This window comes from Achromobacter sp. NFACC18-2, from assembly GCF_900108985.1.
Classification (GTDB): Bacteria; Pseudomonadota; Gammaproteobacteria; order Burkholderiales; family Burkholderiaceae_B; genus Achromobacter.
This window is the reverse complement of the sequence record NZ_FNYM01000013.1, coordinates 86,627-106,698: the sequence shown is the minus strand read 5'-3', so window position 1 is coordinate 106,698 and position 20,072 is coordinate 86,627. Positions and strand designations below refer to the sequence as shown.

The 20,072-nt window shown below is 68.6% G+C and carries 17 protein-coding genes; 7 read left to right on the top strand and 10 right to left on the bottom strand.

The genetic code is table 11. The features are described from left to right. Positions 1-44 precede the first annotated feature (44 nt). Positions 45-326 (top strand): peptidylprolyl isomerase, encoded by a 282-nt coding sequence (locus tag BMW75_RS19710; protein WP_059373949.1) that lies wholly within the window; start codon positions 45-47, stop codon positions 324-326. Between the two features lie 131 nt (positions 327-457). Here BMW75_RS19710 and BMW75_RS19705 read toward each other — a convergent pair whose 3' ends face one another. From BMW75_RS19705 to BMW75_RS19690, 4 genes are all read right to left on the bottom strand, one after another. Beyond that, positions 458-1,198 carry an ATP-binding cassette domain-containing protein gene (locus BMW75_RS19705; protein WP_092581525.1) on the bottom strand — a complete coding sequence of 247 codons (741 nt, stop codon included), beginning with the start codon at positions 1,196-1,198 and terminating at the stop codon, positions 458-460. A 17-nt stretch (positions 1,199-1,215) separates the two neighbouring features. Continuing rightward, positions 1,216-2,175, bottom strand: a complete 960-nt coding sequence (locus BMW75_RS19700; protein WP_092581524.1) for a sugar ABC transporter substrate-binding protein — start codon at positions 2,173-2,175, stop codon at positions 1,216-1,218. Between the two features lie 17 nt (positions 2,176-2,192). Continuing rightward, a complete protein-coding gene (locus tag BMW75_RS19695) occupies positions 2,193-3,134 on the bottom strand; it encodes an ABC transporter permease (protein ID WP_092581523.1) in 942 nt (313 codons plus the stop codon). A 159-nt stretch (positions 3,135-3,293) separates the two neighbouring features. Continuing rightward, positions 3,294-4,793 carry a xylulokinase gene (locus tag BMW75_RS19690; RefSeq protein ID WP_092581522.1) on the bottom strand — a complete coding sequence of 500 codons (1,500 nt, stop codon included), beginning with the start codon at positions 4,791-4,793 and terminating at the stop codon, positions 3,294-3,296. Between the two features lie 371 nt (positions 4,794-5,164). On the opposite strand from BMW75_RS19690, the gene BMW75_RS19685 reads away from it, so the two are divergent. The 3 genes from BMW75_RS19685 to BMW75_RS19675 are packed head-to-tail and all read left to right on the top strand — an operon-like array spanning position 5,165 to position 8,158. Continuing rightward, positions 5,165-6,097, top strand: a complete 933-nt coding sequence (locus tag BMW75_RS19685; protein ID WP_092581521.1) for a 3,5-dioxohexanoate:acetyl-CoA acetone transferase — start codon at positions 5,165-5,167, stop codon at positions 6,095-6,097. 27 nt (positions 6,098-6,124) lie between these two features. Beyond that, positions 6,125-7,324 (top strand): ABC transporter substrate-binding protein, encoded by a 1,200-nt coding sequence (locus BMW75_RS19680; protein ID WP_092581520.1) that lies wholly within the window; start codon positions 6,125-6,127, stop codon positions 7,322-7,324. A gap of 39 nt (positions 7,325-7,363) precedes the next feature. After that, entirely contained in the window at positions 7,364-8,158 is a 795-nt protein-coding gene (locus tag BMW75_RS19675; RefSeq protein WP_076517213.1) for an SDR family oxidoreductase, read from the top strand. 33 nt (positions 8,159-8,191) lie between these two features. Here the strand turns inward: BMW75_RS19675 and BMW75_RS19670 are convergent, their stop codons facing one another. The 4 genes from BMW75_RS19670 to BMW75_RS19655 all read right to left on the bottom strand — a co-directional run bounded on the left by BMW75_RS19670 (position 8,192) and on the right by BMW75_RS19655 (position 11,154). Next, on the bottom strand, positions 8,192-9,121 hold the full coding sequence (locus tag BMW75_RS19670) for a LysR family transcriptional regulator (RefSeq protein ID WP_092581519.1): 930 nt from the start codon (positions 9,119-9,121) through the stop codon (positions 8,192-8,194). 11 nt (positions 9,122-9,132) lie between these two features. After that, a complete protein-coding gene (locus tag BMW75_RS19665) occupies positions 9,133-10,152 on the bottom strand; it encodes a DUF1254 domain-containing protein (RefSeq protein WP_092581518.1) in 1,020 nt (339 codons plus the stop codon). 214 nt (positions 10,153-10,366) lie between these two features. Continuing rightward, positions 10,367-10,924: an ureidoglycolate lyase gene (locus tag BMW75_RS19660; RefSeq protein WP_092581517.1), complete on the bottom strand. Its 558-nt coding sequence runs from the start codon at positions 10,922-10,924 to the stop codon at positions 10,367-10,369. After that, on the bottom strand, positions 10,921-11,154 hold the full coding sequence (locus tag BMW75_RS19655) for an Arm DNA-binding domain-containing protein (protein WP_092581516.1): 234 nt from the start codon (positions 11,152-11,154) through the stop codon (positions 10,921-10,923). Before BMW75_RS19655 ends, BMW75_RS19660 begins: the two co-directional genes overlap by 4 nt. Positions 11,155-11,253: 99 nt before the next feature. Here BMW75_RS19655 and BMW75_RS19650 point away from each other — a divergent pair, with 99 nt between their 5' ends. Further along, positions 11,254-11,634 (top strand): cupin domain-containing protein, encoded by a 381-nt coding sequence (locus BMW75_RS19650; protein WP_092581515.1) that lies wholly within the window; start codon positions 11,254-11,256, stop codon positions 11,632-11,634. Positions 11,635-11,648: 14 nt separating this feature from the next. Here BMW75_RS19650 and BMW75_RS19645 read toward each other — a convergent pair whose 3' ends face one another. Continuing rightward, on the bottom strand, positions 11,649-12,890 hold the full coding sequence (locus BMW75_RS19645; RefSeq protein ID WP_076517226.1) for an MFS transporter: 1,242 nt from the start codon (positions 12,888-12,890) through the stop codon (positions 11,649-11,651). 261 nt (positions 12,891-13,151) lie between these two features. Between BMW75_RS19645 and BMW75_RS19640 the strand changes: the two genes are divergently transcribed. Beyond that, the gene (locus BMW75_RS19640; RefSeq protein ID WP_254792072.1) at positions 13,152-16,292 is read left to right on the top strand and encodes a WG repeat-containing protein; all 3,141 of its coding nucleotides are present in this window, start codon (positions 13,152-13,154) and stop codon (positions 16,290-16,292) included. Positions 16,293-16,294: 2 nt separating this feature from the next. Beyond that, positions 16,295-19,183 (top strand): WG repeat-containing protein, encoded by a 2,889-nt coding sequence (locus tag BMW75_RS19635; protein ID WP_092581599.1) that lies wholly within the window; start codon positions 16,295-16,297, stop codon positions 19,181-19,183. Here the strand turns inward: BMW75_RS19635 and BMW75_RS19630 are convergent. Further along, the gene (locus BMW75_RS19630; protein ID WP_092581513.1) at positions 19,177-20,037 is read right to left on the bottom strand and encodes an isocitrate lyase/PEP mutase family protein; all 861 of its coding nucleotides are present in this window, start codon (positions 20,035-20,037) and stop codon (positions 19,177-19,179) included. The genes BMW75_RS19635 and BMW75_RS19630 overlap by 7 nt on opposite strands. Positions 20,038-20,072 lie beyond the last annotated feature (35 nt).

Genomic DNA, 20,072 nt, shown 5'->3' with positions numbered 1-20,072 from the left:
CGTTACTCTCCCCTCCCCCAAATCAGTCCGCAAGGAGCCCCCACATGGCACAAGCTTCCGCCCGTCACATCCTCGTTTCCACCGAAGCGAAGGCCAACGAACTCAAGACCGCCATCGAGAACGGCGGCGACTTCGCCCAGCTCGCGAAGGAAAACTCCAGCTGCCCGTCGAGCCGCGACGGTGGCAACCTGGGCACGTTCGGCCCGGGCCAGATGGTCAAGGAATTCGACACCGTGGTGTTCAGCGCCCCGGTCGGCGTGGTCCAGGGTCCGGTGAAGACCCAGTTCGGCTATCACCTGGTTGAAGTGACCAGCCGCAAGGACTAAGTTCCACTGCGGTTTGCAAGAAGGCCGCCGCCGGGGTTACCCGGCGGCGGCCTTTTTTTGGCGTGCGGTTGCTGTTGCTGCCCGCCTGACGTGCTTTCTGCGTCGCTGCCTGACACCTGGAGACGAGCGAATCACTCCTTCCCGGTCATCACCATATGCGCCAGCGCATCCGCGTCCAATCCCGCCACGTCGCGCTCGATGACTTTCGTGCCGCTCTTCAATATCGCAACGCGGTCCGCCAGCGCGACCACATCAGCCATGTTGTGGCTGATCAGGATGACGGTGCGCCCTTCCTCGCGCAGCTTGCGCACCAGGTTCAGCACCAGGGCCGTTTCCTTGACGCCCAATGCCGCGGTGGGTTCGTCCATGATGACGACGCGGGCGTTCCAGCGCAGGGCGCGGGCGATGGCCACGGCCTGGCGTTGGCCGCCGGACATGCGTTCGACCGGGCGGTCCATGTCTTCGATGGGCACGGACAGGCGCTGCAGGTAGCCGCGCGCGTCCTGCGCCATGCGGCGCTTGTCCAGGACGCTGAGAAAGCCCACGCGGCGCGTCAGCTCGGCGCCCATGAAGACGTTTTCCCAGATGGACAGGCGCGGGGCCAGGGCGAGGTCCTGGTAGATGGTGGCGATGCCTTGCACCAGGGCATCGTGCGGCGACGCGAACACGACGGGCTTGCCGTTCAGGCTCAGGTCGCCGCCGCTGGGTTCCTGCGCGCCGGAGATGATGCGGATGAGCGTGGATTTGCCAGCGCCGTTGTCGCCGCAGATGGCCATGACCTTGCCTTCGGGCACGTCCAGGTCGACGCCCTTGAGGGCCTCGACCGCCCCGTAGGACTTGCGGATCTGGCGTAGCGACAATGCGGCGGTCATGGCGGCAGGACTCACTCTTACTTGGCGGGTTGCAGGAATTTCTGGACGTTGGTCTGGTCGACCAGCACCGAGTCCATGAACAGGTACGGGCCGGCGACGACCTTGTCCTTGGGTTCCTTCTTGACGACGATGCGGTCGATGGCGTCGACGGCGCTGACGCCCAATTGTTCGAACGGAATCATCATGGTGGCGGTGATGAGGCTGTTGGGGTCGGCGATGCGGCGATAGGTTTCGGGGCCGCCGTCGACCGACACCAAGGTGATGTCGCCCTTCTTCATGCCCTGGGCCTGCAGCAGGTCGTCGATGACGTAGGCCTGGCCGTCAAACGATGCCCAGACGCCCTTGAACTGGCCCTGATGGCGCAGGAACAGGGCCTGCATGCCGTTGCGCACGTCGTCGCGCCAGCTTTGGGTGCGGGCCATGCTGAACTTGGCGAGGTCCTTGACGGCGGTGTTCTCGGTCAGGACGGCGTCGAGCATTTTGCCGCGGATGCGGGTGCCGGAGTTGCCGTCAAAGCGCGCGGACAGGATGTTGCCCTGGTAGCCCATCTTGCCCAGCAGGTACAGCACGGACTGCGCGCCGGTGGCGTATTCGTTGACTTCGACGTCGAACAGCATGTGCGGGCTGGCGCCGGACATGACGCCGACGACGGGGATGCCTTTTTCCTTGGCGGTCTGGAGCTGGGCGTCGGTTTCCACCGGTTTGCCCATGGCCACGACGATGGCGTCGACCTTTTTGTTGACCAGCGTGTCGAGCTGTTCGGCCAGCTTGGGCAGCGAGCCTTCGGCGTTGAGCTGGGTGACGGTCCAGCCCTTGGCGCGGGCGGCCTCGGCCGCGGCGTTGGCGACGCGGGCGTGGGTTTCGGACGACATCTGGAATGCGACGATGCCGACGTCGAAGGCGTGGGCCGCGCTGGCGGCCAGCGCCTGGATGGCGAATGCGCCGGCCAGCAGCGAACGCTTGACGAGCTTGTTCATGTGTTTTCCCCTTCCGGTCAGAATTTGAAGGCCGCTTTCTTCAGCACGGCCGATGACACCGCGACGGACGCGATCATGATGAAGCCCAGCACGATGTCCTGCACGTAGTATGGCGCGCCCATCAGGACCAGGCCGTTGCCCAGCACCTTGAGGATCAGCGCGGCGACAAGGGTGCCGGGGATGTTGGCATGGCCGGGATTGAACATGGTCATGCCCAGCAGGACGGCGGCGATGGCATACAGGAAGTAGTCCCCGGCCATGTTGGGCGCGGCGGACGACAGGCTGGAGGTGAGCAGGATCGCGGCCAGGCCCGCGCACAGGCCGGACAACGCCAGGCCGATGCTCTTCATGGCGCGGATGTTGATGCCGGCCAGGCGCGCGGACTCTCCGGCCTCGCCGGTGGCGGTCATGCGGGCGCCGGTGCGGGTCCATTTGATCAGGAACCAGGCCAGGAGCACGGCGGCCAGCATCCAGAGCACCAGCGCGGGAATGCCGAAGGGCTTGGCGCGCGCAAGGTCGGTGAAGCTGGCGGGCCAGCGGCCCACATAGGACACGCCGTCGGTCAGCATGAAGGCAAAGCCCCGCGCCATGGCGGCCATGCCCAGCGTGGCGATCAGCGAGGGCACGCGCAGGCGGGTGACGGCCACGCCGTTCACCAGGCCGCACAGCAGCCCCACGCCCAGGCCGGCGGCGATGGCCATGGCAATGGGCTGGCCGGTGTGCACCAGGGCGCCGGTCACGACGGCCGCGAGGCTGGTGACGTCGGCGACGGACAGGTCGAGTTCGGCAGTGACCAGCGCCAGCGTGAAGCCGATGGCGATGATGGCCAGGAAGCTGGTTTCCTTGGCGATGTTCAAGAGGTTGGTCGGGGCCGCGAAGTTCGGGGCGCCGATGGCGAAGAAGGCCAGGAGGATGAGTCCCGCGATTGCCGTGCCGTACTTTTCCAGGATGCCGCGCATCGAATCAACCCTTGCTGCGTTCGAGTTCTTGTGTGTGCCAGGGTGATCCACCGCCTGCCGCGCGACCACGCCTTGATGGCGTAGGAGTGTATACCCCGACGCGGTGCGGCAGGGCCGCCACGTGGAGGCGCCGCGACAGGGTTTTCTCGCCCTGCCGCATCAGACCCGGATGCCTGCCAGCACATGCGACACCGGCGCCAGCGCGGCCTCGGCGGCGCGAAACTGGGCGTACATGCGGCGGTAGGCGTGGGCGCGCTCGGGCTGGGGTTCATAACGCTGCGCGGGGCGCGCCAGCGCGTCCTGCCCGTCCGCAAAGCTGCCGTGCTGGCCCAGCGCGGTCCAGGCGGCGACGGCGGCGCCCAGGATGCCGGGCTGGTCGGCGTGGCCGACGACGACGGGCCGTTCGCAAATGTCGGCTTTCACCTGGCACCACTGCGCGCTGGACGCCGCGCCGCCGCCAAAGCGGATTTCGGAAACGGGCGCGCCCAGGGCGGCCTCGGCGCGCTCGAGCACGATGCGGTTCAGGAAGGCCACCCCTTCCAGCACCGCCCAGGCGAGGTCTCCCGGACCATGGCGGCGGTTCAGGCCCAGAAAGGCGCCGCGCAGGTGCGGATCCCAGTACGGCACGCGCTCGCCTTGCAGGTAGGGCAGGAAGAGCGCCGGCTGACGGTCGCGCGGCGCGTCCAGGAGTTCGTTCATCGCCTCGCCCACCCCCGCCATGCCGTCTTCGCCCAGGCGGCCCAGCAAGGGCAGCAGCCACGCGACGGTGTCCGCGCCGTTCTGGCCCGGGCCGCCGATCTGGTGGTGGCCCCCGCCCCAGTCCACGGTCATGAGGCCCTGCGCCTGCACGGGCTCGGCGCCCACGGCGCCAAACACTTCCGTGGTGCCGGAGATGTTGTAGGCGTAGCCAGGACGCAGCGCGCCCAGGCCGGCGACGGCGGCCCAGGTGTCGTTGGAGCAGGCGACCACCGGACGTCCGGCCAGCCGGGCCAGGGCGCCGGGCAGGCCGGCCTGGACCGGCCCGACAATCTGCAGGGGATCCAGCAGCTCGGGCACCCATGCCGGGCTGGCGCCCACCGCGGTCAGCAGGTCGGGGCCGGATGCGTGGGGCTGGGCCGCCGCGTGCAGGCGGGCCATGGACACCGTGTCGCTGGCCATGCGGTCGGTCAGCCGGAAGTTCAGGTAGTCCTTGGGTTCCAACACTGCCTTCACGCGGGCCGCGTGGGCGGGTTCCGCATGCAGCAGCCATGCCACCCGGGCCCAGGGGTGAAAGGCGTTGATCTGTCTGGACTCGGGGTGGGACGTCGGCATGGATGCGAGCCACTGCGAGACGTCTTCCGCCGCCCGCGCGTCGCGCCAGGTGATGGCGGGACGGATGGGCTCGCCCTGACCGTCCACGAAGATCTGCGTGCGCGTGACGCCGCAGACCGCCACCGCCTGCACGGCGTCGAAGGCCGGGCCCGCCTGCGCGGCCAGGGTGTCGGCCAGCGCCTGCAGGCCGCGCCACCAGGCATCGGCGTCGATATCGTCCCAGCCGGGACGCGCGCTGGCGCCGGCGGGGCTGTCGATGTGGCAGGCATGGGCAACATGCCCCGCGCCGTTCACCAGCGCGGCGCGAAAGCGCGTGCCGCCGAGGTCGAGCGCAAGCACACAGCTCATGGCCGAACCTCCGGATGACGGATCCGGACGCGCGCGGAACACATGCGCCGCGCGGGGCGGGAAGGCAGGATGTTGGACATGGAGCGCAGCTTCTGGCGTAAGCCTGTTTGAGGCCGAAACAGGTATTTCGGCATGCCGATATTGTATTTCAGCGCCTGGCCAGCGGCGCGCTTTCGTCGGGCCGGCGCGCCCTTTTCAACGCTGCACCGCAGCACCGGATTCCCTATCAATTGATAATTTCTGTTCAGGTGACAGGCACCGGAAGCGTGCGACAGAATGGCCCACACCCGGAGGAGACAGCCGGGGCCATAAATATCCAACGCGAATCCAACGCGAATCCAACGCGATTCCAACGCGCACCCCAGAGGCCCATGAAAAAGTCCAGAAAGGTCATCATTACCTGCGCCATCACCGGCTCGGTCCATACGCCATCGATGTCGCCTTACCTGCCCGTTACCCCCGCCGACATCGCGCAGTCCGCGCTGGACGCCGCCCAGGCGGGCGCGGCCATCGTCCATCTGCACGCGCGCAAGCCGGATACCGGCCAGCCGACGCAGGATCCGGCGCTGTATGCGCAATTCCTGCCGCGCATCCGCCAGGAATCCGATGTGGTGGTCAACGTCACGACGGGCGGCTCCCCCGTGCTGCCGATCGCCGAACGCATGGCGCCGGCGCTGCAGTTCAAGCCGGAGGTCGCATCGCTGAACATGGGGTCGATGAACTTCGGCATGTATGAACTGCTGGAGCGCTTCAAGGAGTTCAAGCACGCGTGGGAAAGGCCTTACCTGGAAGGCAGCAACGACCTGATCTTCCGGAACACGTTCAAGGATATCGAGCACATCTTGTCGTCCTGCGGCGACAACGGCACGCGGTTCGAGATCGAATGCTATGACATCGGGCACCTGTACACGGCGGCGCACTTCGTGGACCGCAAGCTGCTCAAGCCGCCCTTCCTGATCCAGTCGGTATTCGGCATCCGCGGCGGGATCGGCACGCATCCGGAAGACGTGATGATGATGCAGCGCACGGCCGACCGATTGTTCGGCGACGACTACATCTGGTCCGTGCTGGCCGCCGGCCGCAAGCAGACACCGCTGGCCACGATGGCGGCGACGATGGGCGGGAACGTGCGCGTGGGCCTGGAAGATTCGTTGTGGGACGGGCCGGGCGAGCTGGCCAGGTCGAACGCGGACCAGGTGCGCCGCATCCGGCGGATCCTGGAGGACCTGTCCCTGCAGATCGCCACGCCCGACGATGCGCGCGAGACGCTGCAGCTGAAAGGACGTGGCAACGTCGCGTTCTGAAAAATCCAACCCAGTGGGGAGACAACCATGAAAAAGACATTGTGCGCGGCGGCCTTGGCCGCGCTGTTTGGAATGGCGGGCGCGGCGCAGGCCGACGAGGGCGTGATCCGCATCGGCTTCATCACCGACATGTCCGGCCTGTCGGCGGACGCCGACGGACCCGGCGGCGCCGAGGCCATCAAGATGGCGATTGCGGACCTGGGCGGCACGGTGGCGGGCAAGAAGGTGGAGGTACTGGTGGCGGACCATCAGAACCGCGCCGACATCGCGTCGTCGCGGGCGCGGGAATGGCTGGACCAGCGCGGCGTGAACATGCTGATCGCCGGCGCGAATTCCGCGGCGGCGCTGGCGATGGCCAAGGTGGCCGAGGAAAAGAAGACGCCCTTCTTCGTGGTGAGCGCGGGCGCCTCCGAGTTGACGAATTCGCAATGCACGCCCTACACGGTGCATTACGTGTATGACACGGTGTCGCTGGCGCGCGGCACGGCGCGCGCCATGATGAAGGAAGGCAACAAGGACTGGTTCTTCCTGACGGTGGACCATGCCTTCGGCCACGCGCTGGAACGCGACGCCTCCAAGGTGGTGCAGGAAGACGGCGGCACCGCCAAGGGCAGGGTGCGGCATCCGCTGAACACGGCGGATTTCTCGTCGTTCATCCTGCAGGCGCAGGCGTCGGGCGCGCAAGTGCTGGGCCTGGCCAATTCGGCCAGCGACACCAGCAACGCCGTGAAGGCCGCCAATGAATTCGGCCTCACGCCCAAGATGAAGATCGCGGGTTTGCTGGTGCTGATCACGGACGTGCACGCGCTGGGGCTGCAGGCGGCGCAGAACATGTACCTGACCACGGCATGGTACTGGGACCAGGACGACGCCTCGCGCAAGTGGGCGTCGCGCTTTGAATCCGTGATGAAGAAAAAGCCGTCCATGCTGCAGGCGGGCGATTATTCCGCCGCCACCACCTACCTGAAGGCAGTGGCGGCCACCCAGAGCACCGACGGCGAGACCATCATGAAGTGGCTGAAGGCAAACCCGGTCAACGACTTCTTCGTCAAGGACGGCAAGATCCGCGCCGACGGCCTGATGGTGCACGACATGTTCCTGATGCAGGTCAAGGCGCCCGCCGAATCGAAGGCGCCGTGGGACTACTACAAGCTGGTGGCGCGCGTGCCGGGCGATCAGGTGTATACGTCGCCCGCGGAATCGACCTGCCGCCTGATGAAGCAATGACGCTGAAGCAATGACGCCATGAAAAAAACGGAAACCCTCATGAACCCTGGCGCCCTGCCCGTGGACCTGTCCGGCAAGCGGGTCATCGTCACCGCGGGCGCGGCCGGCATCGGCGCGGCGCTGGCCGACGCCTTTGCCGAGCGCGGCGCGCGCGTGCACGTGTGCGACGTGGACGACCAGGCCCTGGCCGGCTGCCGTCACGCGTGGGCGCGCGCGGACGTGGGCAGCCGCGACGAGATCGACCGCTATATGCAGACCGCGCTGTCGCACCTCGGCGGCCTGGACGTGCTGGTGAACAACGCCGGCATCGCGGGTCCGACAGCGGGCATCGCCGACATCACGGAAGAGGAGCTGGCGGCGACGCTGGACATCAACCTGGCCTCGCAATTTCATACCGTGCGCCACGCGCTGCCCGCGCTGCGCCAGGCGGGCGGGGGCAGCATCATCAACATCAGTTCGGTGGCCGGCCGCATGGGGCTGCCCATGCGCACGCCCTATGCCGCCACCAAATGGGGCGTGGTTGGACTGACCCGATCGCTTGCGGTCGAGCTGGGGCCGCTGGGCATCCGGGTCAATGCGCTGCTGCCCGGGCTGGTGGCCGGACCGCGCATCGAACGGGTGATTGCGGCGCGGGCGAAGAACATGGGACTGTCCGTTGAGGAACAGACCCGGCTGGAACTGTCCGGCGTCAGCCTGCGGCAGTTCGTGCGCGCGGCGGACATCGCCAACATGGCGCTGTTCCTGGCCAGCCCTTTCGGGGCGATGGTCAGCGGGCAGGCCATCAGCATCGATGGCGACCTGCAGTCCCTGCCCTGGCAGCCGCCGGCGCAATGACAGCGCTTGTGACAGCGCTTGCAGGCCAGGCGTCTACGCCAGCAGTTCGATGGTTTGCGCGTAGACGCCCTGGCGGCGCGCCTGGGCGGTGGCGCGCAGGGCGTCCAGCAGCCGTGCCGTCAGATCCTGGTTGCGCGATTCCGTGCGGGTGATGAGCAGGAAGTCGAACCACTGCCGCGACGCCAGCGGCAGCGCGACCAGGTCGGGGAAGGACGCCACGATGTCCGACGCCGACAGCGCATTGACCAGGCTGATGCCCTTGACCGCGCGCACCGTGCCCGGCACCAGCGACATGTGGGCCTGCATGCCGGAGCGCAGCAGCAGCGAGTCCGCGATGTCGCCCTGCGCCACGACGTAGTCGGACCACAGCGGCTTGACGTAGGTGTCGGGCGGGATGTCCGCCACGGCAACCGTATCGCGGCCGGCCAGCGGATGCTCGCGATGCGCGATCGCCATGACGTCCGCGCGCAGGAAAGGGGTGAAGCTCAGCCGCGTGCTGTCGCGCCCCACCGCGCCCAGCCCGAAATCCGCGCGCATGGTTTCCACCGCGCTGATCACCTGCATGGACGACTCGACGTCGATGGAAAACGGCCGCGTGCCGTTGGCGTCCAGGTAGCGGCGCACGGCGTCGGGCGCGTAGCCCAGCGCCAGCGCGGGCGACGACGCGATGCGCAGGCCGCGCCCGCCGAACTGTTCGATGCTGTGCAGGGCTTCGTCGATGCGCACCAGCTCGTCCAGCACGAACTTGGCCTCGCTGTACAGGTATTGGCCGGCCTCGGTGGGACGCAAGGTCTTGTGGGAGCGGTCGAACAACTGCACGCCCGTGGCGCTTTCCAGCCGCGAGATCGCGTGGCTGATCGCGGGCTGGGTCAGGTGCATGGCATGCGCCGCCTGCCGCGTCGAGCCGGTCATGACGACGGCGTAGAAGATGCGCAGGTCGTGGATGTTGAAGTTGCGCTTCATGCGGCGCGTGCCTACTTCTTCCTGGCCGGCGCGGGCGGCGCGCTGCCGCCGCCGAATGCGAACAGCCCCATCTGCGCGCCGGTGGCGCGCGACAGGTAGTCATTCTTGAGCGCGTCGCGGTTGCCAAAGAGCCCGTCGGTATCCGTGCCTTTCGCCGCGCGGTTCTTGTCGATGTCGTTCTGCGCGTCGTGCATGCCCTCTTGCAGGGCGCGACGCAGCGCGGGGTTGAGCGTGGCGGTCTCGTAGGGTTCGCCGGGACGCATGCCGAGGCTGGCCATGCGCTCGCGCAGCCCCTTGTCGGACGCATGGGCAGGCGCGAATTGCAGCAGGAACGCCAGTTCGTCATAGAACGCGAGCGAGGCGTACATCTGGGCGCGCGGGACCGGCGCCGCCCAATCCACCGGCGCCGGCGCGGGCGCGGCCCGCTTCTGGAATGCCGACAGGGGCTGGACCTTGTAGCGCATCTGGATGCGCCGCGCGTTGTCCTGGTCCGCCGGGCTGAAGCGCTGCGTGCGGCCCACCAGCGTGGCAAGTTCGGTCTCGGACCGGAACACCTTGGTGATGCCGGCGGGTGTCTTGCCCTTCCAGGAGGGGCCAGCGATGAGGAAGGTGCCGCCGCCGATGCCGGACGAACCAAGTCGGGCGAGGCGGTACGTGTACAGGTCCATCAACTGCAATGAGGCCTCGCGCCGCTTTCCGATGCGCGGCACGGTGATGACCACGGGCTCGGCACGCAGGTCCAGGGCGGCATACGAGTACAGGTACCCCGGATCCAGGTTCGCCGCGGCTGCGGCTGCGGTGCCGACCGGGTTGATCGTGTTGGGCGGGCCTTTGTATTGCGCGCCGGTCTTGTCGAGGCTGTAGGCGTACATGGCCTGGTAGCTAGCGACCATGGGCGCGCCGTAAAGATAGGCCTCGCGGGCAATGCCGCGCGCCTGTTGCCCGGTGATGCCCTCGATGCCGACCGATTGCGCGCCCGCGGCATCAGGCGACGTGACGCTGCATCCTGGCAGGAAAGCCGCCAATGCCATGGTTGCGGCCAGGCTTGCGAGCCGGGCTGTGAGTCGTCCTGTGACCCGCCCCGCAACGGGGCGGCAGGCGGTGCGGCAAATTCCGTTGCTACTCTGGCGGTGGCGCATTCAGGGCTCCGGCATGGCGGGATGGCTCAGGCGCCCGGATGACGACGGGGGGTGCGCCCGGCTCGAATCCGGGGGATTCTGGCATATTTCCCCCTCGTGCAGGGGCTCAGGCGCTCTGCGGCAGATCCTGCGGCACGTCGAGCCGATGCGCGGGGATGGCCACGATGGCGCTTTCCGTGGCGCTGGCGTCGGTGGTCAGGTGCTGGATCAGGTCGATCGTGGTGGAGCGGCGGGTCAGCATCAGGCAGGTGACCTCGGCGTCCGTCACGCGGGTGGCATGCCAGCAGCCCGGCCGCATGCACACCCCCTGCCCTTGCGCCACCCGAAAGGCGGCCAGGGTGGACAGGTCGGGGCTGCCGTCGGCGGCGCTGCGGGCCACCACCTGGATGATGCTGCCCGTCAGCGGGACGATGGCCTGCTGCGTCAGCAGGTGCTTTTCCAGGCTGGCGATCTCCGTGGACTGGCTGCGGTAGTTGACCCACAGCACCTCGGCGTCGCCACCCGCCCCGGTGTTGAACAGGTGCTCATGCCAGAAGTCAGTGGCGGGGTTTGTGTACAGCGGCACGCCGTTGCCGTCCGGCATGGGCTTGCCCAGCATCCAGCCAAAGGCACTGAAGGCCTCCGGCGTGAGGTCGTTGATTTCAATCTGCGTGTTGCTCGTCATGCAGAATCCTGTGATGGCTTGCCGCCGCGTTTGGGAAATTCGGCGTCGTAGTCGAAGTCGCCCCGCGCGATGGCCTCCAGGATGGCGGCGCGACGGTCCGCGGCGCGCTTGAGGTTGGCGGCGGTGGGCTTGACCCGGATACGCTCGACACAATGCCGGCCGTCAAAGAAGAAACCGATCTCGATGGACGACTCGGACGCGGGGCGCACCCCTTCGAATCCCTTGCTCATCGCGTGCTCCCCTGTTGCCGATGGCCCACATGATAAACGCATCGATATGACGGCGGCGCTGGCATACACTGCCCGAATCCCCTTTCCGAGGACGCGCAAATGGCTACTGACCTGACGTCGCACTACGTGTATCTGGACGCCAGCGGCGCCGCCGCCGTCGTGACGGGCGGCGACGCATTCTGGTCGCAGTCCGGCGAAGACCTGGAGAAGTACGGGCGCGGCTGGCTGGTGTCCGAATACGAATTCACGTCGGACTGGCCGCAATGGGAGATGCATCCGGGCGCCGACGAAATCGTGTGGCTCATGGCCGGCGCCGCGGAGCTGCACCTGGAATGGCCTACCGGCATTCAGCGCGTGAAGATGCTGGCCGGGGACGCCTACGTCATCCCCAAGGGCGCATGGCACACCGTCAAGGTCATCGAGCCCTGCCGCATGCTGCACATCACCATGGGCGCGGGCACGCAGCACCGGCCCGCCTAGCGCCGCGCCGCGCGCTACCCCGCCGCGCCAGCGGGGCGCACGCGCTGGATCTCGCGGTCGTCGATGGGCCAGTGCAAGGCGGCCGACAGCACGCCCAGCGCCATCGCGCCCAGCCAGATCAAGTCGTAGGATCCCGTGGCCTCGAACACGACGCCGCCCAGCCACACGCCCATGAACGAACCCAGCTGATGGCCGAAGAACACGAAGCCGAACAGCGTCGTGATGTAGCGCACGCCGAACACCTGCGAGATCAGGCCATTGGTGAGCGGCACCGTGCCCAGCCACACAAAGCCCATGACCGCCGCGAACACATACACCGACCAGGTCGACAGCGGCAGCAGCACGAATAGCGCGATGGCCGCGGTGCGCACGAGGTAGAGGCCGGCCAGCAGGTATTTGCGCCGATGGTGCGCCCCCAGGATGCCGCAGACATAGGTGCCCATGACGTTGGTCAGGGCGATGATGGCGAGCGCGGCCACGGCGTCCGACGCGCGCAGGCCCTTGTCCATCAGATAGGCGGGCAGGTGCGTGCCGATGAAGGCAAGCTGGAAGCCGCAGGCGAGAAAGCCCAGGTTCAGCAGCCAGAAGCCGGGCCGCGTGAACGCCTCGCGCATGGCGTCGGTCAGCGACAGGTTTGCGTCGGGCGCGCTTGCGTCGCGCAGCCGGCCGGCCGGCTCGCGCAGCGGGAACGCCAGGGGCAGCAAGATCAGCAGCGCAACGGCGAATCCCAGCAGCGCCGCGACCCAGCCCCAACCGCCTATCAGCCACTGCGCGGCCGGCACCATCGTGAATTGGCCCAGTCCGCCCACCGCCCCGGCCACACCCAGCGCCCAGCCGCGCCGCTCCGGCGGCACCAGCCGGCTGAGCGCGCCGTAGATGGCGGCAAACGCGGTGCCGGACAGCGCAATGCCGACACAGACGCCGGCGGTCCACATGAAGCCCGCGGGCGTGGTGGCGTAAGCCATGCCCGCCAGGCCTGCCGCATAGAACACCAGGCCGCCGGCGATCACCTTGGCCGATCCAAAGCGGTCCGCGATCATGCCGGTGAAAGGCTGCGCGACACCCCAGGTCAGGTTCTGCACGGCCAGCGCGATGGCAAAGGTCTCGCGGCTCCAGCCCCGGTCCATGGTGACGGGCAAGAGGAACAGGCCCTGGACGTGCCGCACGCCCAGGGCCAGGCCCATGATGACGCCGCCGGCCAGCACCAGCAGCCAGAGCTGCGATGCATCCAGGGAAGATTTTTGAGGGATGGACATGGTGGACCTCTCGCAGGGAACGTCGCCCCGCAGCAGGCGGGCGCCGGCTCTATTACAGGGGCGCCGCCCTGGCGCTTCAACCGATTAATTTTTGCCGGCTGCATGCGCGGGCGGAATGCGATCCGGGCGCCCCCCTAAAACCGGACGGCGGCCGCGAACGTTAACGCTTCGTTTTCTATGGTTACATCTAAGGCGATCCGTCCCTGGTAACGCTGGTTACAGTGCTGCCTTCTCCATTCACCTCGGCAGGCATCGACTCATGTGGCACGCCCGGTCTGGCACTTTCACTTCCGCGGTTCCTGGCCGCGCCCGCAAACCATGACGGCGGCGCCGTTCTTCAGGCCCCTGGCGCTCGCCGCGGCGCTGGCCGGATTGGCGCTGCTGGCGCCCGCCGGCGCGCACGCGCAGCCCGATTGGACGCAGCAATGCGGCCTGAACTACGTCGGCGAAGGCGCCGGCACGCCGTGCAATCAGCCCTACCAGGAAGGCCTGGCCGCCGTGCTGGTGGGCACCGCCGATGGCGAATCGGCCGCCTGGGGCTATATCGACAAGCAAGGCGCCATGGCCATCGCGCCCGCGTACTCGGACGCCCGGCCCTTCCAGAACGGACTGGCCGCGGTCAGCCGGGACGACCTCTGGGGCTACATCGACAGACAGGGACGCTGGGCCATCGAGCCGCGGTTCTCGGAGGCCACGGGGTTCAACGCGCAGGGCACGGCGCTGGCCGAGGAAAACGGCCAGGACGTGCTGATCGACCGCCACGGCAAAGTGCTCAAGACCTTTGCGCTGGGCACGCGCACGTCGGGCTTTGCACCCGGCCAGACGCTGGCGGCCATGGAGATCCCGACACCGCCCAGCCTGTTCAACACCACGACCGGCAAGCCGGCCGCGCTGCCCGAGGACGTGATGGCGCTGGCCGCGCCCAGCGGCGGCTATCTGCCCGCCCAGGCGCGCGGCTCGCGCTACGGCGGCTGGTGGGGGCTGCTGGACCGCCACGGCGCATGGGCGGTCGCCCCGCAAACCTTGCGTTCCTTCGCCCCGCCGCTGCGCGACGGCGACGTGGTGGCCGTGAATCGCGAGCACGCCTGGGAATTCGTCGACCTGCGCGGCGAGCCGCTGTCGACGCAGCGCTACACCAGCGTCCAACTGCTGGCGCCGGGCGTATGGCTGGCCAAAGCGGGCGCTAACGGCGGCACGTCGCTGCTGGACGGAGAACTCCAGCCCCTGCACGTGTTTCGCGACGACTACCTGGGCGTGGCGCAGCGCGAGGGATGGCGCATCGCCTCCGAACCCGGCATGACGCTGCTGATCGACCCCGCAGGCGGCGTGCAGCTTCTGGCGCTGCGCAACGGCGAGGTGAAAGTCCACGACGGGCGCGCGTGGGTGTACGGCGCGCCGGCGGGGCCGGCGGCGGACTCCACCGCCGATACGAAGCATGCGGCCGATGCGGCGCAGGCCGGTGGGGACGCGGCTGCGGCCGAGGAGGCAGAGGCAGACCCAGAGGCAAACCCAGAGGCAGAGGCCGCTGCGGACGCGATGCAGGAGGCGTCAGCGGCCGAAACCGCAGCCGCCTTCGTGGACCCGCCAGTGGCGGCCCAGGCCGGCGATGCCGCGACGCAAGCCGCCAGCGACGCCGCCACGGCTGCCAGCGACGCGGCCACGGCCGCCTACGACACCGCGCAGGACGCGGCCCTCGCCGCCGACGATGACCCATCGCTCTACCAGATCTACGCCCGCGACGGCCGCGCCATGCTGGATGAGGCCACCCTCTCCCGCCTGCGCGGCTACGAGGTCAGCGAGTTCCATTACCGACGCAAAGCCGCCGGCAATGCCGACGCGCCGCTGGCGCTGCTGCGTCCCCTCGACGACGACAAACCGCTGGGGGTGCTGACCGCCGCGGGCGCCATCGTGACCAATCCCGAGTGGGACAGCATCGACACCTACGACGTCGCGCTGCCGATCGTCGCGCGCACCCGGCAGTACCAAGTCGGCGCAATCGGTCCCGACGGCGCGTGGGCCGTCAAGCCGCGGTACGCGGAGATGCGCCCTTTCAAGGGCGCCTACACCTGGGCCCGCACGAAGGACATGGACCGCCGCGAAGCCGACTTGATCGATGACCGCGGCCAGAAGGTGCCCGTCCCGGCCGAGGTGCTGCAAGAGGCGTCGCGCATCGATGGCGACCTGCTGCATTACCGCGCCATGAACGAAAACCGCCAGCGCCGCTGGGGCATCTGGAACCTGCGCAAGGGCGCGCCGATGCTAAAGCCGGTCTACGACCAGATCGAGGAATTCGAGGACGACTGGGCCAAGGTGCAGGACCAGGGCCGCTGGGGCGTGGTCAACCGGGAGGGCAAGTGGGTGCTGCCCGCCCGGTACGACGGCGCGTACGACCTGGAATACCTGGGCAACGGCCTCATGCTGGTGGATGCGCCCGACGCCAAGCGCGAGCGCGGCGGCTATCGCGAAAGCGCCTACCGCGTGATCAACCTGCGCACGGGCAAGGCGAGCGAACCCGTGATCGGCAAGCCGCAGAAACTGCAGGACGGACGCTACCTCGGCGAGCTGGCCGACGAGAGCGCCGTGCTGTTCGACGCGCAGGGCGCGGCCCTGCGCGTCTCGAACGGCCGCGCGGCGCGCACGCAGCAATACGGGGACTGGATCCACGTCGAGTACGACGAGCGCGAAGGCGCCATCGACGCGCGCGGCAACCTGAAGGTGCCCGCGCGCTATGGCGAATTCAATCCGTTCTTTGCGCAGCCCGAAGGCCTGGCGCGCGCCTACCTCGGACCGGGCTACCGCGTGATCGACCAGACCGGCAGGACCGTGCTGGAAAAGTGGGGCGACGGCACGCCGCTGGCGTCGATGCGGCGCGTCGTCTTCAATGACAGCGAGGATTCGTCCAGCATCATGGTGGACCTGCAGGGCCGCGAGATCGCGCGGCTGCCGGGCCGCTACGCGGTCGACGCCGACAAGGCCAGCGAAGGCGTGGTGCCCTACAGCGATGCCCGGAACAAGTACGGGTTCATCGACGCGGACGGCAAGCGCGTCGTGGGCGCGCACTTCGACTATCTCGGCCCTTTGAAGGACGGGCTCGCCCGGGCCCGCCGCCTGGCGCGCACCGGCAAGCAGTACGGCTACATCGACCTGACCGGACGCTACGCCATCGCGCCCGCGTTCACGTGGGCCGACGACTTCCACGAGGGGCGCGCGCTGGTGCGCCGCACCCGACTGGTCGAATACATCGACACCAAGGGCAAGACCACCGCGCTGTTCGGCCTGCTGTGCGGCACGATGGTGATCGTGGACGCCCAGGACAGGCAGAGCTGGCCGCCGCGCAAACTCGACTGCCCCGAGGCCGCTGGCATCACCCCTCCCGCAACCGAACAAGCCAACGCAGAATGATCATGACGTCACGTGTGCTTCGCACCACCCGCATCGCCTGCGCCCTGGCCGCGCTGGGCGCGTCCCTGTCCGCGCAGGCGTATTCCGCCCATGTGTACTGCCTGGGCGAGGTCTTCTACGAGGCCTATCCCGCCGCCGACGACATCGCCTCGCGCAGTCCGTTCGGCAACGGCTGCATCCGCGACCTGCACGACGAGCGCGCCGCGGTGCTGCTGCCTTCGGCCATCGAGAACATCGACCGCGTGCCGCGCGACTTCTCGCTGCGCCGCCATGCCTGGGGCTTTCTGGACGCCGATGGCCGCGTCGCGATCAAGCCCATCTTCGAGGCGGTGCGCGACTTCCGCCATGGACTGGCCGCGGTGCAATGGCAGGGAAAATGGGGCTTCATCGACACCAGGGGCCGCATGGCGGTGCGGCCGCGCTATGACGCGGTGCAGGACTTCGTCGAAGTCGGATTGGCGGTGGCCACCCTGGACGGCAGGCCCATGCTGATCGACCGCCAGGGCAAGCCGGTCGGCCAGCCGTTCGAGGAAGTCGTGCGCGACGTGCGCCTGTCCGACGGCGTGCCCGCGCGGGCTACGGTCCAGTACCGGGAAGAGTACCGCTCGGCCTCCGGCGAACGCCGCTACGGCGGCGCCGGCGTCGTGATCACGCGGCCGCTGGGCGACAAGGGGCTGTACGTCGCCTCCGATGGCCAGGCGAAGTACGGCGTGGTGGACAAGGACTGGAACTGGGTCGTGGAGCCGGTGCTGGACGACATCTACGTGCAGGAGGGCGCCGGCGTGGCCACCGGCTACGGCGCCGAGGGCTCGATGATGGTGACCGCCGACGGCAAGCTCATCGGCGCCGGCCAGCAGTACGAAAGCATGAATCCGGTGGGCGCGGCGTTCTTCAGCGCGGCGCTGCCGCGCCAGGCCGGCTTTGCGGTGCTGGACCGCGATGGCACGGTCGTCGCCACGCTGACGCAGGACGAAGGCCACGCCTCGCAGCGCCATGCCGACATCATTGTGTACCCGTCGGGCGACCAGCTCGTGGCGCTGGTCCCGGGACACAAGACCCCCGTCACGCTGGGCCAGGGCTTGTCGGCCACCGACGAGATGGAGGGCTATGTGCTGTTCGTGGATGGCTCCAGCCGGGCCGCCGGCCTGCTGACGCCTTCGGGCGCCTGGCTGCACGGCGCCACCGCGCCTGCCTGGCTGGCAGACGCCCGCCGCATCGCGGTGCGCGAGGGCAATCTGTGGCTGTCCGGCGCGCAGGACGAGCTGCTCAACGTGGTGGACCGCGAGGGCAAGGCGCTGCTCAAGCCCGAGACCGTGGCGGCGCTACGGGACCGGCCGCTGACGCCGCTGCCGGGCGGCGTGCCGGGCGGTCCGCTGGGCCTGCTCGGGCAAAGCCATTGCCAGTGCGATGACGTGGAGGTGGGCCTGCTGCTGGCGGACGGCAGCATCGTGACCGATGCCTCGTGGTCTGCGGTCACGCCGCTGGACGATGCCGGCGGCCAGGCCGATGCCCCGATCAAGGCGGACCAGTTGCGCTACGCCGCCGAGACCGACGAAGGCATGGTGCTGCTGGATGCGCGCGGCAAGGCGCTGGACCTGCCCGTTCAGCAGCACATCGGCATGTTCCGCCACGGTTACGCGCAGGTCTATGGCGACGGCGTGGTGCGGATGATCGATCGCGCGGGCAAGACCTACGCGCTGCCGGAGAACTTTGATTCGCAGGTCGTGGCGCCCGGCGTGGTGCGCTTCCTGAAGACGGCGGCCGACGGCGCGCCGTGGGGCCTGTACGACGTCGTCGCCGACAAGGAACTGGCCGCGCCCGCGTTCAGCCGCATCGGCGATTTCCGCAACGGCCAGGCGGTCGCCGCGCTGGGCGCGGGCCGCGTCGGCGTCATCGACATGCAGGGCCGGTGGATCCTGCCGGCCAGCCATCACGACGTCGAACGCGTGAACGACATGCTGTGGCGGGTTTCGCAACCCGGCAAGCAGGAGTACGAATCCGACCGCCCCGCCGCCGTCTTCAATGCGCAAGGCAAGGCGCTGACCGCCTTCATGCCCGGCTTGCAGATCGGCGACTTCGGAGATGGCTCGCTCAGCGCGGGCAATCGCGAACGCCGCTGGATCATCTCGCCGGACGGCTCGGACGCGCTGGACATGAAGGACGCCGACTACATCCGCCTGGGCGACTGGATGGAGATCCGCCGCCCGAACCGCCAGGGCTACCTGAACGCCAGCGGAGCCTGGCAGATCGAACCCGCGGCCTGGACCGCAACCGATTTCCGGGGCGCGCCCGCGCGAGCCCTGGCGATGGACGCCGCCGGCACGCGCATCATCGACGCCAACGGCAAGACCCTCGCGACCTTGCCCAAGGGCGAATGGGTCTGGCCGCGCCGCTCCGACATGCTGCTGCGCCATTACTCGACGGACCGCGGGACCCGGACCGACTACACCGACCTCTCGGGCAAGCCCCGGCTCACGGTCGACGGCCTGGCATCGGCGTTCTCGGAAGGCCGCGCCGTGACGCAACTGTCCGGCGGCGGGGTGCGCTGGGTGGACACCCGGGGCGCGCTGGTGGGGCCCGCCTTCGACGCGCTGGGCGCGATGCGCGAAGGCCTGGCGCCTGCCCGCAAGGACCGCAGCTATGGCTACGTGAACCGCGAGGGCGCGTTCGCCATCCCGGCAGACTTCCAGGCGTTGTCGGGCTTCTCGCAACAGCGCGCCGTGGTCTCCACGGATGACGCGTCGCAGATCATCGACGACACCGGCCATCGGCTCGCCTACGTGCAGATGCAGTGCGGCATCCGCACGCTGTACGGCGCCGCCGGGCAGCGCCTGTGGCCGCTGCGCATGCCCCACGGCTGCAAGGACCGTCCTCAGGCCAGCGCCTACTGAGTGTCCAGCGCCAGATAACGGCGGGTCTGCACGATTTCTTCACGCTCCTTGAAGCCGGTCAGGCGGTCCGCCAGCGCGCTGCTGTCGCCCGTCTGCCGGATGGCTTGCAGCGTGGCCTGCATCGCATGGATGGCCGCGCGCTGCAGGTCCGACGGAATGATCGCCAGGCGATAGCCCATCTCGGCCAGGTCCGGCAGCGGCACCAGCGGCGTCTTGCCGCCGTAGAACATGTTGATGAGCTTCAGGCCGGGCAGCCGCTCGGCGATGGCGCGGATCTGCGCCAGCGTCTCGGGCGCCTCGACGAAGATCATGTCGGCGCCCGCCTTCAGATAGCGCTCGGCGCGGGCGATGGCCGCGTCGAAGCCTTCCACCGCGATCGCGTCGGTGCGCGCAATGACCAGCGTGTCCGCGTCGGCCAGCGTCTGGCGCGCGATGTGGACCTTGCGGCACATCTCGTCGGCGTCCACCAGGCTCTTGTCGTCCAGGTGGCCGCAACGCTTGGGAAAGGACTGGTCTTCGATATGGAATGCGGCCACGCCCGCGCGTTCCATCAGGCGCACGGTGCGCTCTACATTGGCCGATCCGCCAAACCCCGTGTCCGCGTCCGCCACGACGGGCAGGCCGCTGGCGTCGACGATTTTTTCCACGCGGTCCATCACCTCCGAGAAGCTGAGCAGGCCGATGTCGGGATAGCCCGCCGCGCGGGCGATGGCGCCGCCACTGGCGTAGACGGCCGAAAAGCCCGCCGCGGCGACCAGCCGCGCGGACAGGCCGTCGTAGGCGCCGGGCGCGACGACGATGTCTTCAGACAGGCGCTGGCGCAGCAGCGCGCCGGGTTTCGGGGTGACGGTCATGGATTTCCTTCGATGCGATGGACGATGCAGGCATG

Excerpts from the sequence above, each read along its gene's own strand:
- BMW75_RS19630 (WP_092581513.1), bottom strand. The coding sequence starts at position 20,037 with ATGACCGTCACCCCGAAACCCGGCGCGCTGCTGCGCCAGCGCCTGTCT.
- BMW75_RS19680 (WP_092581520.1), top strand. The coding sequence starts at position 6,125 with ATGAAAAAGACATTGTGCGCGGCGGCCTTGGCCGCGCTGTTTGGAATG.
- BMW75_RS19705 (WP_092581525.1), bottom strand. The coding sequence starts at position 1,198 with ATGACCGCCGCATTGTCGCTACGCCAGATCCGCAAGTCCTACGGGGCG.
- BMW75_RS19700 (WP_092581524.1), bottom strand. The coding sequence starts at position 2,175 with ATGAACAAGCTCGTCAAGCGTTCGCTGCTGGCCGGCGCATTCGCCATC.
- BMW75_RS19650 (WP_092581515.1), top strand. The coding sequence starts at position 11,254 with ATGGCTACTGACCTGACGTCGCACTACGTGTATCTGGACGCCAGCGGC.
- BMW75_RS19710 (WP_059373949.1), top strand. The coding sequence starts at position 45 with ATGGCACAAGCTTCCGCCCGTCACATCCTCGTTTCCACCGAAGCGAAG.
- BMW75_RS19675 (WP_076517213.1), top strand. The coding sequence starts at position 7,364 with ATGAACCCTGGCGCCCTGCCCGTGGACCTGTCCGGCAAGCGGGTCATC.
- BMW75_RS19665 (WP_092581518.1), bottom strand. The coding sequence starts at position 10,152 with ATGGCATTGGCGGCTTTCCTGCCAGGATGCAGCGTCACGTCGCCTGAT.
- BMW75_RS19635 (WP_092581599.1), top strand. The coding sequence starts at position 16,295 with ATGACGTCACGTGTGCTTCGCACCACCCGCATCGCCTGCGCCCTGGCC.
- BMW75_RS19645 (WP_076517226.1), bottom strand. The coding sequence starts at position 12,890 with ATGTCCATCCCTCAAAAATCTTCCCTGGATGCATCGCAGCTCTGGCTG.
- BMW75_RS19695 (WP_092581523.1), bottom strand. The coding sequence starts at position 3,134 with ATGCGCGGCATCCTGGAAAAGTACGGCACGGCAATCGCGGGACTCATC.
- BMW75_RS19685 (WP_092581521.1), top strand. The coding sequence starts at position 5,165 with ATGAAAAAGTCCAGAAAGGTCATCATTACCTGCGCCATCACCGGCTCG.
- BMW75_RS19690 (WP_092581522.1), bottom strand. The coding sequence starts at position 4,793 with ATGAGCTGTGTGCTTGCGCTCGACCTCGGCGGCACGCGCTTTCGCGCC.
- BMW75_RS19670 (WP_092581519.1), bottom strand. The coding sequence starts at position 9,121 with ATGAAGCGCAACTTCAACATCCACGACCTGCGCATCTTCTACGCCGTC.
- BMW75_RS19655 (WP_092581516.1), bottom strand. The coding sequence starts at position 11,154 with ATGAGCAAGGGATTCGAAGGGGTGCGCCCCGCGTCCGAGTCGTCCATC.
- BMW75_RS19660 (WP_092581517.1), bottom strand. The coding sequence starts at position 10,924 with ATGACGAGCAACACGCAGATTGAAATCAACGACCTCACGCCGGAGGCC.